The organism is Ancylomarina subtilis (assembly GCF_004217115.1).
GTDB classification, from domain to species: Bacteria; Bacteroidota; Bacteroidia; order Bacteroidales; family Marinifilaceae; genus Ancylomarina; species Ancylomarina subtilis.
This window is the reverse complement of sequence record NZ_SHKN01000004.1, coordinates 127,548-143,333: the sequence shown is the minus strand read 5'-3', so window position 1 is coordinate 143,333 and position 15,786 is coordinate 127,548. Positions and strand designations below refer to the sequence as shown.

The 15,786-nt window shown below is 38.8% G+C and carries 8 protein-coding genes; 7 read left to right on the top strand and 1 reads right to left on the bottom strand.

Going from position 1 to position 15,786, the window contains the following annotated elements; genetic code table 11:
• Positions 1-2,973: a SusC/RagA family TonB-linked outer membrane protein gene (locus EV201_RS14775; RefSeq protein WP_130308410.1), complete on the bottom strand. Its 2,973-nt coding sequence runs from the start codon at positions 2,971-2,973 to the stop codon at positions 1-3.
• Positions 2,974-3,469: 496 nt separating this feature from the next.
• On the opposite strand from EV201_RS14775, the gene EV201_RS14770 reads away from it, so the two are divergent.
• The 7 genes from EV201_RS14770 to EV201_RS14740 all read left to right on the top strand — a co-directional run bounded on the left by EV201_RS14770 (position 3,470) and on the right by EV201_RS14740 (position 15,765).
• Complete coding sequence (locus EV201_RS14770; protein WP_130308409.1) at positions 3,470-4,492, top strand: LacI family DNA-binding transcriptional regulator; 1,023 nt, start codon at positions 3,470-3,472, stop codon at positions 4,490-4,492.
• 500 nt (positions 4,493-4,992) lie between these two features.
• Complete coding sequence (locus EV201_RS14765) at positions 4,993-6,390, top strand: MFS transporter (RefSeq protein WP_130308408.1); 1,398 nt, start codon at positions 4,993-4,995, stop codon at positions 6,388-6,390.
• 34 nt (positions 6,391-6,424) lie between these two features.
• Positions 6,425-7,081 (top strand): beta-phosphoglucomutase, encoded by a 657-nt coding sequence (pgmB, locus tag EV201_RS14760; RefSeq protein WP_130308407.1) that lies wholly within the window; start codon positions 6,425-6,427, stop codon positions 7,079-7,081.
• A gap of 112 nt (positions 7,082-7,193) precedes the next feature.
• Positions 7,194-9,503 carry a glycoside hydrolase family 65 protein gene (locus EV201_RS14755; RefSeq protein WP_130308406.1) on the top strand — a complete coding sequence of 770 codons (2,310 nt, stop codon included), beginning with the start codon at positions 7,194-7,196 and terminating at the stop codon, positions 9,501-9,503.
• 187 nt (positions 9,504-9,690) lie between these two features.
• Positions 9,691-11,553 (top strand): glycoside hydrolase family 13 protein, encoded by a 1,863-nt coding sequence (locus EV201_RS14750; protein WP_130308405.1) that lies wholly within the window; start codon positions 9,691-9,693, stop codon positions 11,551-11,553.
• A gap of 77 nt (positions 11,554-11,630) precedes the next feature.
• Positions 11,631-14,027 (top strand): glycoside hydrolase family 31 protein, encoded by a 2,397-nt coding sequence (locus tag EV201_RS14745; RefSeq protein ID WP_130308404.1) that lies wholly within the window; start codon positions 11,631-11,633, stop codon positions 14,025-14,027.
• A gap of 79 nt (positions 14,028-14,106) precedes the next feature.
• Complete coding sequence (locus tag EV201_RS14740; protein ID WP_130308403.1) at positions 14,107-15,765, top strand: alpha-amylase family glycosyl hydrolase; 1,659 nt, start codon at positions 14,107-14,109, stop codon at positions 15,763-15,765.
• The last annotated feature ends 21 nt before the right edge of the window (positions 15,766-15,786 follow it).

The following is a 15,786-nucleotide window of genomic DNA, read 5'->3' as shown; positions in this document are numbered from 1 at the left end:
TTAGAAATTAACGTTTACTCCCAATAGGAATGTTCTTGGTCTTGGGTAGATGTTATTATCAATACCACCAAATATCTCAGGATCCAATCCTTTGTAATCTGTAATAGTGAATACATTTTGAACAGTCGTATACAAATAGATATTCAGTTTATCCTGGCAAACTTTACCCAAATCATAACCTAGTGTGACATTATCCAGCTTAAAGAATGAGGCATCCTGAATGAAATAATCAGAGTGGTATTGAGCAGTAAAGAACTTTGCGTCATTAGCATTAGCCACACGGTTCGTAATGTTGTTAAGTGAGCTAACTACGCCTTCGAAATGACCTTTGTCTGATTCGATGTTGTTGTAAACGTAATTACCTAAACTTAAACGGGCATTCATCGATAGTGTCCATTTTTTGTAACCCAAGTTAGATCCAAATCCGAAAGTCCAATCGGCCGACGGCTTTTGGTAGATATAACGATCACCTTCAAGAGTAATTTGACCATCATTGTTACGGTCAACATAAACACCTTCAAGAGGTTTTCCATTTACATCGTACATTTGTTGATAAACATAGAATGCGTTTGCAGCATGACCTGTGCTATGAATTTGAATGTTATTTCCTGTACCACCAGAAATTCCACCTGTAAAGACCCCTTTGAAGTTTGGATCATTTGAGTCGGTTAATTTGGTGATTTCATTTTTGTTGTAAGCGGCATTGGCATTCAATTCCCAATTCCAGTCATCATTTGAAACAATAATTCCGTTTAAAGAAATTTCGAGACCTTCATTTTCAAGAGAACCAATATTGGTTACAACACGATTTTTAAGGTTTGAACCTGCGGCTACATCAATTTCATTGATCAAGTCTTTAGTTTTACGCTTATAAGCATCTACACTACCATTTAATCTGTTGTTGAAGAAACCAAAGTCTAATCCAATATTATAAGTGGTTGTCTCTTCCCATTTGATATCTGCATCGTAAGCATTGGGACGGATTGTATTGTAGTAAGTATCTCCAAATTGATAACGAGCCTGATCATTACCGATGTTATAGATCCCCTGGTAAGGATAATCTCCTTGTCCAATTTCTTGCTGACCTGTTACACCATAACCTAAACGTAATTTCAAGTTAGATAATTTTTCAAACTTCTTTAAGAAAAGCTCTTCATTCATTCGCCATGCAAAGGCAGCAGATGGGAAAAGTCCCCAACGATTGTCTTTTGAGAATCTTGAAGAACCATCCTGACGAAGTGTGAAGGTTAATAAGTAGCGATCTTTGAATGTATAGTTCATACGTCCAAAAAATGAAACGAGGTAATTTTCAGTTCCTGACTGTGAAGCGGGCGATTTTTCGAATGACTGATCAAATGTGGTTGTTGCACTATTTGCATCTTCTCTCCAGAAGTGTTGCCACGAATATCCTCCAACCAAATCAATTTTTGAATCAAATTGGTCAAAATCTTTTTTATAGTTTAAATAGAATTCTACCAATTCGTTTTTCTTTTCTTGCGAATAAACTTTCCTCGAACCATTCCCATTACTGGATTCAGTCCAGGCAGCTTCAGCATCTTCTATGATATCACCTTCTGATTTTGAGTAATCGTATGCCACATTCAAATTGGCTCTAAGTTCTGGCAAGAAATGGAACTTGTAATCAAATTGTGTATTACCAATAAATCTTTTTACTTCCGACTCATCTCTTTTTTGATTTAAAAGAGCTAATGGATTTGTAGGTGCCAATACGTCTCTTACATCACCGTTAAAGTAAGTATAGTAATTGCCGTATTTGTCGTATTTGGTATCGTCTGATTTTACAGGACGGCTAGGATCAAATGCAAGGGCACCACCTATTGCTCCGGTATCAGCAAAACGATTCTTAATATACAACCCCTTTGCATTAATGTTCACTTTTAAGTGATCATCAAAGAATGTAGGATTTAAGGTCAATGCACCTGTATAACGTTCTAAACTCGAAGTTTTCAATATCCCTTCCTGATCAGTATACCCAATTGATACACGGTAAGGCGTGTTGTATTCTGAGCCAGAGAAGTTAATGTTGTGATCGTGACTGATTGACGTTTCGAAGATTTCTTTTTGCCAGTCTGTATTTTCTGTTCCTAACAGATTAATTTTGTCAGGGTAATATTGTTGAATGACTTCTCCCAGTTCTTCGGTGTTAAGCAGATTAATTTGTTTTGCAACGGTATTAACTGAAACATTTCCAGAATAATTGACTTTAAAATCCTGTCCTTTTTTACCCTTCTTAGTTGTTACAAGAATAACACCATTCGAAGCTCTTGAACCATAGATAGCTGTTGCCGAAGCATCTTTTAATACTGTGAAAGTCGCAATATCATTCGGATTGATCGTGTTTAATGGGTTACGCATACCTGAAACGGCATCGCTGCTTACAGGGACGCCATCAATAATAATCAATGGATCATTGCTGGCTGAGAGAGAAGATCCCCCACGAATACGAATGGTAGAACCTGCCCCAGGTGCGCCACCTCCTGAGGTAATTGTTACACCCGGCATTTTACCAGTTAGTAGTTCCTGTGGCGATGAAATAGATCCTTTATTGAAATCATCTGATTTGATGGCTATAACAGAACCCGTAGCATCTTCTTTTTTAACTTGTCCATAACCAATCACAACAACTTCGGAAAGGTTTTCGGTATTGGTTGCTAAAGCAATGTTCAAGTTAGTTTGATCGCCAACGGGTATTTCTTGACTCTTATATCCAATAAAAGAAAATACCAAAGTTGAAGATGCATCGGCAGAAATGGAAAAATGACCATCAAAGTCAGTACTCGTACCCGTAGTGGTTCCTTTAACAACTACAGAAACACCGGGGATTCCCATGCCATCGTTTGCATCGGTAACTGTACCGGAAACTACTTTTTCCTGAGCTTGTGTAATGGTAAAAGAGCATACCATAACCAACAAGAGAAGCAGTTTTCTGAACATACTAATGTTAAGTTTCATAAATTAAAAGTTTAATGTAAATAAGAAGTTTGTGTTGATGATGGTTTTTCGAAACAGGGTTCATATTTAAATCGTTTTCGATATTTGTATGAGTCTATCTCTTTATTCAATCATGTTTTAAAGATTTAGCAATTAGTTTACAATTATTGAACTCAATGTTTCCGACTATGAATTTTCCTTTCTTGTAAATTAATCGTTAGCTAAATCTATAGTTAGCCTTAATTATTTTCGGCGCTAAAGGTAGAAAGCGTGTCATTAATCATTTTATTGAATGAATGTGAATAGCTCTAAAATCGTCGCAAACGTCACCGCAAACGTATGATATTTCGATATGCATATATCTGCATATTTTTGACGGGTGGGAAGTCAATATTAATTGTTGATTTATTCTTATATTTACGCTTGAAGGAAATCAAAATCTGGATAAAGTCTATTTTTTTACGGGCTATGAAGACCTTGAATGGAATATGTTATTTTAGTTTAAAAATGAAAATATATGAGAAGCGGACAGGTAACCATAAAAGATATCGCTAAAGAGTTAGGTATTTCAGCTTCAACAGTGTCAAGAGCTTTAAAAGATCATCCGGATATAAGTGTGAAAACGAAGGAGGCGGTGAATGCTTTGGCTAAGGCCTGGCATTATAAGCCCAATGCCGTTGCTTTAAGTTTGAGAAGTAGTAAAAGCAATGTTATTGGTGTGATTATTCCTGAAATAGTTCATCATTTCTTTTCTTCGGTTATTAGTGGTATTGAAAAAATAGCCCACGATGGAGGCTACAATGTTATGATTTTTCAGTCCAATGAATCTTACGAACGTGAACTGGATAATGCACAAGCGTTATTATCAAGTCGAGTTGATGGTGTTTTGGTTTCAATGTCAAAAGAGACCAAAAATTATGATCATTTTCGCGAGCTGAGAAGTAATGGGATACCTATCGTATTTTTTGATCGTATTTGTAATGAATTATCTTCAGATAATGTGATTGTTGATGATTTTGCAGGTGCTTTTTCAGCGGTTCAACATTTGATCGATACAGGGTGTAAACGAATTGCACATTTGTCGGCCCCACAGCACATGCTTATTGGTCAAAATAGATTACAAGGTTATCGTCAGGCATTAATTAAGAATAAACGTGCTGTCGATGAAGACCTGATTATAAAGTGTGACAGTTTTGATGAAGCCAAAGAGTTGGTCCCTGCCTTGTTGAGCCTTCCTGAACGTCCCGATGCGATATTTGCTGTGAACGAACTGACTGCGGCAGGTGCTCTTTCAGTTGTTAAGAAAGCAGGTCTGCGTGTTCCGGAGGATATTTCAATTATTGGTTTTACTGATGGTATTGTGTCTCGTGTGACAGATCCGGCCTTAACCACTTTGGAGCAACATGGTCAGGAGGTTGGTTTAAAAGCAACAGAACTACTACTAGAAAGAATAAAAGATAGGAGTATGGATTATGAACCTGTAACTCGAGTCGTTAAAACTTCACTTGTGGTTAGGGAATCAACCAGATACAAGGATTAATTTTAACTTGTTTAGATATTGAGTGGATATCTCTATTAGCAATTTGGTGCTTTTAGAGATATTTTTTTAGGGGTATAGCTTAAAATGATTCTATTTAAATATTTTTTTACTTTTTAAAATTTGTTTCGCAACCGTTTGAAATGCTGTTTAGCTCCCTGTTCATGGGCTTTCCTGAATTCCATATTTGTTTTATTTTTTGATATTCTGTAAAATTTAGTCTAATTTTGAATTCCAGAGGGTAACCTCTATTCCGACTATATTGAATAATTACTTCCTTTATTATTGATCTCAAGCTGAGCTGTAGCTCAGTTTAATTGGGATTGGTACCTTTTTTTTAAGGTGACACAAGCCGAGTTAGCCTATTTGTGTCTCAATTCTGACGATATTTTTTTGTATTTGACTGTTATCGTTTTCGATAGCTTTAATTTTGAGAGAATATCCCTTTGCAGATTACAATGTGTAGTTTGATATTTAATAATACCATTCAAAATGATAATCTAATGAAGAAACAACCTCGTTTAAATTTTTGGCAAATTTGGAATGTGAGTTTTGGTTTTCTTGGAATACAGATGGGGTTTGCTTTGCAAGGTGCCAATGTAAGTCGTATTCTATCGAATTTAGGTGCTGATTTGCATCACCTTTCACTTTTTTGGTTAGCTGCTCCTGTAATGGGCTTAATTGTTCAGCCTATAGTTGGTGGCGCTAGTGATAGAACCTGGAATCGATTAGGACGTAGGGGGCCTTATATTTTTGGTGGAGCCATTGTTGCAGCCTTAGCCATGTTCTTTTTACCGAATGCGGGTATCGCTGTGTATGTAATGCCAGCCTTGGTATTTGGAGCCTTAATGTTTGCCATTATGGATGGGTCCTTTAATATTACAATGCAACCTTTCAGAGCTTTAGTAGCCGATATGGTACCTTCAGAACAACGTAACCTTGGTTATTCTGTCCAGAGTTTCCTTATCAATACGGGTGCTGTTTTGGGGTCCATTTTACCTTTTGTATTAACCAATGTTTTGGGGGTTGCCAATGTTGCTCCTGATGGAGAAGTGCCTTCTTCTGTCGTTTGGTCTTTCTATATAGGAGGTGGTGCTCTCTTGCTTTCCGTTATTTGGACAGTATTCAGAACAAAAGAATACGCTCCTAAAGAGTATGCAGAGTACAAGGGACTTGATTTGACTAAAAAGAAGGATCCGAGTGAGAAAGGTGTCATGGGTTTTTTCCGTTTGTTGAAGCAAACGCCAAAAACGATGTTGCAACTTGCTATTGTTCAGTTCTTTTCTTGGTTTGCCTTGTATTTAATGTGGGTTTATACAACTTCTGCTGTAGCTCAGCATATTTGGGGTTGCCCAATAAGCGATACGTCATCAAAAGCTTATCAGGATGCGGGTAACTGGGTCGGTATTTTATTTGCTGGTTACAGTCTATTTGCAGCAATATTTTCAATTTTCATGTCACGAATAGCCACTAAAATAGGTCGTAAAACGGTTTATAGTGTGTCTCTTTTACTGGGAGGCCTTGGCTTTTTGTCTACCCTGATGTTTTCGGGTGGAGACATGATTCATTTAAATTTATTGATCACACAGGTTGTTGTGCCTTCAAGTGCAGTTTATTGGTTAATTCCTATGGTTGGAGTCGGCATTGCCTGGGCAGCTATTCTGGCTATGCCTTATGCGATTTTATCTGACTCCTTGCCAGCCGATAAAATGGGCATTTTTATGGGAATTTTTAATTTCACGATTGCAGGTCCTCAGATTGTTAGTGGTTTTGTTGGTGGTCCAATTTTGAAAGAATTTTTCAATGGTGAAGCCATATATGTTTTGGTTTTATGCGGTGTATGCATGATTTTGGGAGCCATCTCGGTTATGTTTGTTAAGCAAGCTAAAGCTGTGAACTAATTTTGATAACTGTTTATACTATAAAAAAAATCCCATGGGAGCGATTAGTGCATGTATTTTTGATTTAGATGGTGTTGTAGTTGATACTGCGAAATACCACTATATAGCTTGGAAAAGCTTGGCCAATGGATTGGGCTTCGATTTTACAGAGGAGGATAATGAACGATTGAAAGGTGTGAGCCGTATGCGTTCTTTGGAGATTCTAATGGAAATTGGAGGCGTTGATCTTGATGAAGAAACGCAATTGAAATTGGCTGCTAAAAAGAATGAGGAATATTTACAATATATTCTGAAGATGACACCTGATGAAATTTTACCTGGTGTGAAGGATTTCTTTGAAGATCTAAAAGCTAAAGGTATTAAGATTGCCTTGGGCTCTGCAAGTAAGAATGCCATGACCATTCTTAATCAATTGGAACTGACCCCATATTTCGATGCGATTGTTGATGGAACACATGTTAGCAAAGCTAAGCCGGATCCGGAGGTATTTCTTAAAGGTGCCGAACTTTTAGGTTTCGATCCAGCTAACTGTGTTGTGTTTGAAGATGCTGAGGCTGGTGTAGAGGCCGCAATAAATGGCGGTATGCGTTGTGTCGGAATTGGTTCGCCTGAGGTGTTAAATAAGGCCAATTTCGTTGTTCCGGGGTTTGAGGGTTTTTCTTTTGAAAAAATGGAATCCGAATTAAAATAAGAGTACGATGGCTTTTGTCGCATCGTACGATAAAAAGCTTTTCAATTAAATGTAGCAGGTTACTATCAGCTCATAATTTTTATTGAGACTGTAATCTAAAAATTGAAGAAAAATGAACGAGTATTTAAAACATGATGAGTGGTGTATCATTGAAGAAGGGTTTACACCTGAAAATCATCGATCATCAGAAAGTATATTTAGTCTTGGTAATGGAAATATGGGTCAACGAGCTATGTTCGAGGAGCAATATTCCGGTGAGACTTTACAAGGAACCTACATTGCAGGGGTTTATTATCCAGACAAAACCCGAGTGGGATGGTGGAAAAACGGATACCCTGAATATTTTGCTAAGGTGCTTAATGCGCCAAATTGGATTGGCATTGATGTTAAAATAAACGGAGAAATGCTTGATTTAGCAAAATGTGAAGTGAGTGAATTTATTCGCACGCTAAACATGAAAGAAGGCGTATTGGAGCGTTCTTTTGTGGCTACAATGAGCAATGGCAATAAGGTGAAAATCGAAGCTAAACGTTTTTTGAGCATTGTAACTTCTGAAGTTGGTGTGATTCGCTATTCAGTAACAGCACTGAATTTCGATGGCAAAATCAGTTTCAATTCATATATCGATGCCGACGTTAAAAACGAAGACTCGAACTATGATGAGAAGTTTTGGGATATTTTGAACACCAAGTCGATGACTGGTGAAGCTTATATTACGGCTCGCACTAAAAAACTTGATTTCCATGTTTGTATGAACATGCGTTATAAGGTTTTAAAGAACGGACAGGATGTAACTGCAACCGCTGATATCATCGAAAAGGAAAAGTATGTTGCCAACACCGTTGAATTTAGTGTTGAGCAAGGCGATGAGCTTAGCTTTTACAAATATGTGAGTGTTTTAAGTTCATTAAATCACAACAAAACAGAGATCAGTGGCAATGCAGCTAAGGTTTCAGCTGCTGCTTTCGAAAAAGGTTATGGTGCCCTACTGGAAGAACATGTTGCAGCCTGGGCTGAAAAATGGACGATTTCTGATATCGTAATTGAAGGGGATGTGGCTGCTCAGCAGGCGATTCGTTTCAATATTTTCCAGTTGAATCAAACCTATACAGGTGAAGATGAGCGTTTGAATATTGGTCCTAAGGGATTTACTGGTGAGAAATACGGTGGGTCTACTTATTGGGATACTGAAGCTTATTGTGTGCCATTCTATTTGAGTACATCTCGTCCGGAAGTGACTCGTAATCTGTTGATTTATCGTCACAAGCAATTGCAAAAAGCAATTGAGAATGCTGAGAAATTAGGATTCACAAATGGGGCTGCTCTTTATCCTATGGTAACTATGAATGGTGAAGAGTGCCATAACGAATGGGAAATTACTTTTGAAGAAATTCACCGTAATGGAGCCATTGCATTTGCCATTTATAACTACATCCGTCATACAGATGATAAAGCGTATTTAGCTGAATATGGTCTGGATGTTTTGGTTGGAATTTCACGTTTCTGGAGTCAGAGAATTACTTACTCAGAGGCGAAAAAGAAATATGTGATGCTTGGCGTTACCGGACCTAATGAGTACGAGAACAATGTGAACAACAACTGGTATACCAATACCATTGCTTGTTGGTGTATGTCTTATACTCAGGAAGCATTCAAACATGTGAAAGAGAGTAATCCTGCACGTTACGAGGAAATTATCAAAAACCTGAATTTCGATTTCGAAACAGAAACGGCCAGATGGAATGATATTCTTGAAAATATGCATTTCCCTGTTGATGAGGAAACCGGTGTTTTCATGCAACAAGATGGTTTCATGGACAAGGAACAGTTGATGGCTTCCGATTTGGATCCTCAATTCCGTCCGATCAACCAGTTCTGGTCTTGGGATAGAATTCTTCGTTCATGTTTTATCAAACAAGCTGATGTCTTACAAGGCGTTTATTTGTTTGAAGAGAACTACGACATGGAAACCATCAAGAAGAATTATAATTTCTATGAGCCAAGAACACTTCACGAGTCGTCATTATCACCATGTATCCACTCTATTTTGGCTTCAAAAATTGGAGATATCGATAGTGCTTACGAAATGTATTTAAGAACGTCTCGTTTGGACTTGGATGATTACAATCGTGAAGCTCACGAAGGCTTACATATTACCAGTATGGCTGGTACATGGATGTCGATTGTAGAAGGTTTTGGAGGTATGCGTGTGGTTAATGGACAACTTAGCCTGAAGCCTTTAATTCCTGAAAAATGGCAATCTTATTCTTTTAAAGTATTGTTCCGTGGTAACCTGCTTAATATTTATGTGTCAGCTGAGGAAGTTGGTGTCATAAATGAAGAAGGGGATGATATTTCAATCTTTATCAAGGACGATGAATATAAAATAGAGAAGAGCAGTAGTCTTGTTATAGAAAATTAATCTCTCTAATGAAAAGTTGGCTTGCTGAATTGTGTATAAGAACAAGGAGTGCAAGCCAATTTTTTTACCTTTAAAATTCAGTACAAAAGGGAATTTGCTAAGATGTATTTTCAACCGGTACATTTTGCGAATCAAACAACTCAACAACCAAGCTTCCGATATTTATCGGATAAACAACAACCCAACCATGAATAGATTAAAAACCTTATTAATCGTATTGAGTCTCATATTTATCTCTGGGACATCTTCCTTTGCAGGGAGAATTAAATTGGATCATGTTGAACCCATGTTTTGGTGGGCGAATATGACCAATCCCAAATTACAAGTCATGATTCATGGCGAAAATATTTCAGATTGCCGGGTGGCGATTGACTACCCGGGAGTCGCAATTGATAGAGTCATTAAGACGGATAATCCCAATTATTTGTTCGTTAATCTTCTGATTGACAAATCGGCTAAAGCCGGTAGTTTTGATATCCTTTTCACAGATAAGGGCAAAACAAAAGCAACATACCAATACGAATTGAAACAAAGGCGAGCGGGTTCTGCTGATCGTAAAGGTTTTGATTCATCAGATGTGGTGTACCTCACCATGCCCGACCGTTTCTCCAACGGTAATCCCGATAACGATACTGTTAAGGGAATGAAAGATATTTGCGACAGAGAGAACCCCAATGCCCGTCATGGTGGCGATATTCAGGGAATTATCAACCATTTGGATTATTTGCAGGAACTGGGCATTACGGCTCTTTGGAATACCCCTTTGATGGAGGATAATATGGATAAGGTATCCTATCATACCTATGCTATTTCTGACTTTTATAAAATCGATGCCCGTTATGGCACGAACGATGATTATGCCCGTTTGTCTGCTGAAGCAAAGAAGCGTGGTATCAAATTGATTATCGATATTGTAACCAACCACTCAGCCTCTGTGCATTGGTGGATGAAAGATTTGCCTTCGAAGGATTGGGTTCACACTTTCCCTGAGTTTACCAATTCGAATCACCGTAAGAGTACTACGAATGATCCTTATGTATCAAAAGTCGATTACGATTTAAATTTTAATGGCTGGTTTGATACAAGTATGCCCGACTTGAATCAGAAAAACGATTTGTTGTTGACCTATTTAATTCAGAACACCATTTGGTGGATCGAATTTGCTGATTTGGGTGGTGTTCGTGTTGATACTTACCCCTATAATGATAAAGATGCGATGGCGGTTTATTCCGGAGCAATTATGACCGAATACCCGAATTTTAATATCGTTGGTGAAACCTGGTTAAGTACGGCTGCCGAAATTTCGTATTGGCAGGAAGATGCCTTAAATCACGATGCTTATAACTCAAACTTACCTTGTGTGATGGACTTTTCATTATTGGAAGCCATGACTAAAGCATTGGATGAGAAATTGAACTGGAATACGGGTTTGATTCGACTGTACAATTCTTTAGCTTTCGATTACTTCTATCCGCATCCTGAAAATATTTTCACTTTCATGGAGAATCACGACACGGATAGAATGATGACCGTCCTGAATGGTGACATGCGTAAATATAAAATGTTGATGAGTTTCTTATTGACGACTCGAGGGATTCCTCAATTGTACTACGGTGGCGAAATCCTGATGGAAGGTCGTAAATCTGATGGTGATGGGGTGATGCGTGTTGATTTTCCAGGAGGTTGGGAAGGTGACCAGAGAAATGCCTTTACAAAAGAGGGAAGAACCGATCGTGAAAATGAAGCCTTTGATTTCTTAAAAAAACTCTTGAATTACCGCAAGAATAATCCCGTATTACACACGGGTAAATTGATGCATTTTGTGCCTCAGGATGAAACTTACGTTTATTTCCGTTCGAATGATGAGAAAACCATTATGGTGATCATGAACAATGATGAAGATGAGGCTAAAACAGTCGACCGTAAAAGATTTGATGAAGTGATGTCGGGTTTTACATCAGCTCAAAATGTGATGACAGGCGAAAAATTAAACGATATCAGCACAATTGAAGTACCTGCAAAATCGGTTATGATTTTGGAATTAAAATAATGTGATGATTTAAAACCTGATAGAGTCTTTTTGACTTTCAGCGTTTAAGTATATCTGTTTGATACGATAATATAAAAATGAGAAAGAATTTCTTTTTAAAGATTCAGGTTCTGTGTTTACTCGTGTTCCTTTCCGGAATTGCGATTGCACAAAACAAGCAACGTACTTATAAGAGTTACGAATTAAAAAATGAGCATTTGGTTGTAAACACGAACGATGGTCAGTATTTGATTAAGTTTTATAATAAGAATATTGTTGAAACAAGTTTTATCCCGGCAGGGGAACGTTTCAATGCCGAGTCGCACGCTGTTGTTTTAAAACCCGAAGAAGTTAAGGCTAAATTGACAGACAGCAAGTCTGAACTGACATATGCCAGTTCAGGCATGAAGGTCTTATTAAACAAATCGCCTTTTCAGATCAGCTACAGCTACAAGGGAAACCAATTGATATCTGAAAAGAGAGGCTATTTTGCTTCAAATGAATATGAGAATATCGAATTCAATTTGGACAGTACAGAGTCACTAATGGGAGGTGGAGCCCGTGTTTTGGGTATGAACCGCCGGGGTTACAAATTGCAGTTATACAACAGAGCTCACTATGGTTACGGAACGCATTCCGAATTGATGAATTACACCATGCCTTTGGTGATTTCATCGAAGTGTTATGCGGTTCATTTCGACAATGCACCGATTGGATTTCTGGATTTGGATAGTGAAAAGAATAATACGTTAGCGTACGAAACGCTTTCCGGAAGAAAAACTTATCAGGTGATTGCGGGTGGTACCTGGCCTGAATTTATGCAGGAATTTACTGATCTGACCGGAAAACAAGCCTTGATTCCCCGATGGGCTTTGGGGAATTTTTCATCTCGTTTTGGTTACCATTCCGAAAAGGAAACACGTGAAACTGTGGAGGCTTTTAAAAAGGACAGTATTCCTTTGGATGCCATTATTCTGGACTTATTCTGGTTTGGAAAAGAGATGAAAGGGAATATGGGAAATCTGGAATTTTTAAGAGATTCGTTTCCTGATCCGAAACAGATGATGGCCGATTTTAATAAGCAGGGCGTTAAAACGATTTTGATTACAGAGCCCTTTATTTTGACTACATCCAAGCGTTGGGACGAGGCGGTTGAAAATAAAGTGTTGGGTACGGATTCTTTGGGAAATCCATTCAAATACGATTTTTATTTTGGAAATACGGGATTGGTTGATGTTTTTAAGCCCGAAGCGATAGATTGGTTTTGGAATATTTACAAGGAACAAATCAACAATGGCGTTGGTGGCTGGTGGGGCGATTTAGGCGAACCTGAGGTTCATCCTTCAGCCTTGCAACATGTCAATGGTTCGGCTGATGAGGTGCATAATATTTATGGACACCAATGGGCTAAGTTGGTTTTCGAGGGCTACAAAAAAGATTTCCCAAATCAGCGCCCTTTCATTTTGATGCGAGCTGGTGCTGTTGGGTCACAACGGTATGGCATGATTCCATGGTCGGGTGATGTGAGTCGCTCATGGGACGGACTAAAACCTCAAACAGAGATTTCCTTGCAGATGGGCTTGCAGGGCATGGCTTATATGCATTCTGATTTGGGTGGTTTTGCTGGAGACAATTTGGATGATGAGTTGTATGTGCGTTGGTTACAATATGGTGTATTTCAGCCTATCTTCCGTCCGCATGCACAGGAGGCGGTTCCTTCGGAGCCTGTGTTCCGCGAAGCAAAAACAAAAGCCCTGGCTAAAAAAGCCATTGAATTGAGATACCGCATGTTGCCCTATAACTATTCACTGGCTCATGAAAATTCGGTATCGGGTATGCCACTGATGCGTCCCTTGTTTTTCGAAGAAAATAATCGCAAACTATTTGACGTTTCGGAGACTTATATGTGGGGCGATGCTTTTTTGGTTTCGCCAATAACGGACGCCAAGGCGATAGAAAGAGAAGTTTATTTCCCGGCTAACAACAGCTGGTTCGATTTTTATACCGATCAGATGATTGAAGGCGGCTCAAGTAAGAAAGTTGACGTTGTGGAAGATCATATTCCGGTTTATGTGCGAGCAGGCTCGTTTGTACCGATGGCCAAACTGGTGCAGTCAACGGTTGACTATTCAAGCAAGCATATCGATTTGCATTATTATCATGCCGGTACTGTTGCCGAAGGTCATGGTTATTTGTTTGATGATGATGGGCAAACACCTGATGCTTTTGAGAAAGGCAATTACGAGAAAATCAATTTCACATCTCGAGCTGACAAGAAGAACCTGACGATTCGTTTCGATTCGGAAAAAGGGACGAACTTTTCTGCTGTCGATCGTGAATTTGAACTGATTATTCACAATATAATCAGAGAACCTAGAAAGGTAAAGCTTGCAGGTAAAAAAGCTGATTTTAGCTGGAATGCCCAAAAGAACCTTTTATCTGTGAGAGTGAAAATCAAGTCGGGTGATGCCAACACTGTGAATGTAAAATTTTAGTTTAAACCTGACAGGTTTATTAACAAGATGTAAATCAAACCTGCCAGGTTTGGTTTTAAAAACGAATAAGTATAAAATCATGAAACTTCAATCAAAACTAATTAGTCTGCTTGTGTTTCTCTTGGTTTTGGGCGGATGTACGACGTCCGACAAACAAGAGACGAAGAGTGATGCACCTTTCGTTTGGGAAGGAGCTAATGTCTATTTTCTATTGACTGACCGATTTAATAATGGCGATCAATCCAATGATGTTAATTTTGATCGAACTCAGAAAACGGCAAAGTTACGTGGCTTTGAAGGCGGTGATATCAAAGGGGTAACTCAGAAAATTAAAGAAGGTTACTTTAATAATCTGGGAATAAATGCCATTTGGATGACACCTATTACCGAACAAATTCATGGCGCTGTTGATGAAGGAACAGGGGCAACCTACGGTTTCCATGGCTATTGGGCTAAGGACTGGACGGCACTTGACCCTAACTTTGGAACAAAGGCCGATTTGGCTGAACTGGTTGAAACAGCTCATGCGCATGGTATCCGAATTTTATTGGATGGTGTGATTAATCATACCGGACCGGCTACCGAAAAGGATCCGGCTTGGGAAGAATCATGGGTGAGAACCTGTCCAACTTGTGACTATACCAGCTATAAAACAACCATCGAGTGTACCTTGACCAATAATTTGCCTGATGTGAAGACGGAGAGTACACAAGAGGTTGATATCCCAGCCGAACTGGCAAAGAAATGGAAAGCTGAGGGCCGTTACGATGAAGAGATGGCTGAATTGGATGCCTTCTTCAAAAGAACGGGCTATCCCAGAACACCAAGATTTTACCTGATCAAGTGGTTATGCGATTATATTTTAGAGTTTGGAATTGATGGCTACAGAGCTGATACCGTGAAGCACACCGAGGAGTCTGTTTGGGCTGATTTGAAAAAGGAGTGTGAGTATGCATTCAGAACCTGGAAGCAGGACCATCCTGAAAAAGTTTTGGATGACAATGACTTTTATTTGGTTGGTGAGGTTTACAATTTCAATATCAGTGCAGCCAAGGCTTTTGATTTTGGGGATAAAAAAGTAAACTACTACGATTATGGCTTTAACAGCATGATCAACTTTGAATTTAAATACAATGCCACGACTAATTACGAGGATTTATTCTCTCGTTATTCGACCATTCTGAATGAAGAATTGAAAACGGTGGGTGTTTTAAATTATTTGACATCGCACGACGATGGCAGTCCATTTGATTCATCGCGAAGTAAGACCTACGAAACGGCAACCAAGCTTTTGCTTTGCCCGGGAACTTCTCAGGTATATTATGGCGACGAGTCGGCTCGTTCATTGGAGATCGAGGGCACTCAAGGTGATGCCACTCTACGTTCGTTTATGAACTGGGAAGATATTGCCAAGGATGCCAAAACACAAGCCTTGCTTCAGCACTGGCAGAAGCTGGGCCAATTCCGTAGCAATCATCCTGCTGTTGGAGCGGGTGTGCATCAAATGATTTCTGCAAAGCCCTATGTGTTCAGCAGAAGTTTTGCTCAGGAAAATTATCAGGACTATGTTGTCGTTGCCCTTGACCTTGAGAAAGGCAAGAAGGAAATTCCGGTTTCCGGTTTCGAAGAGGGGACGCAATTGAGAGATGCTTATTCAGGGAAAATTGTAAAAGTGCTTGACTCTAAAGTTAGTTTAGATAGCGACTTTTCAGTGGCCCTTTTTGAAAAAATCAACTAATGTCTTACAACTAAAAATATA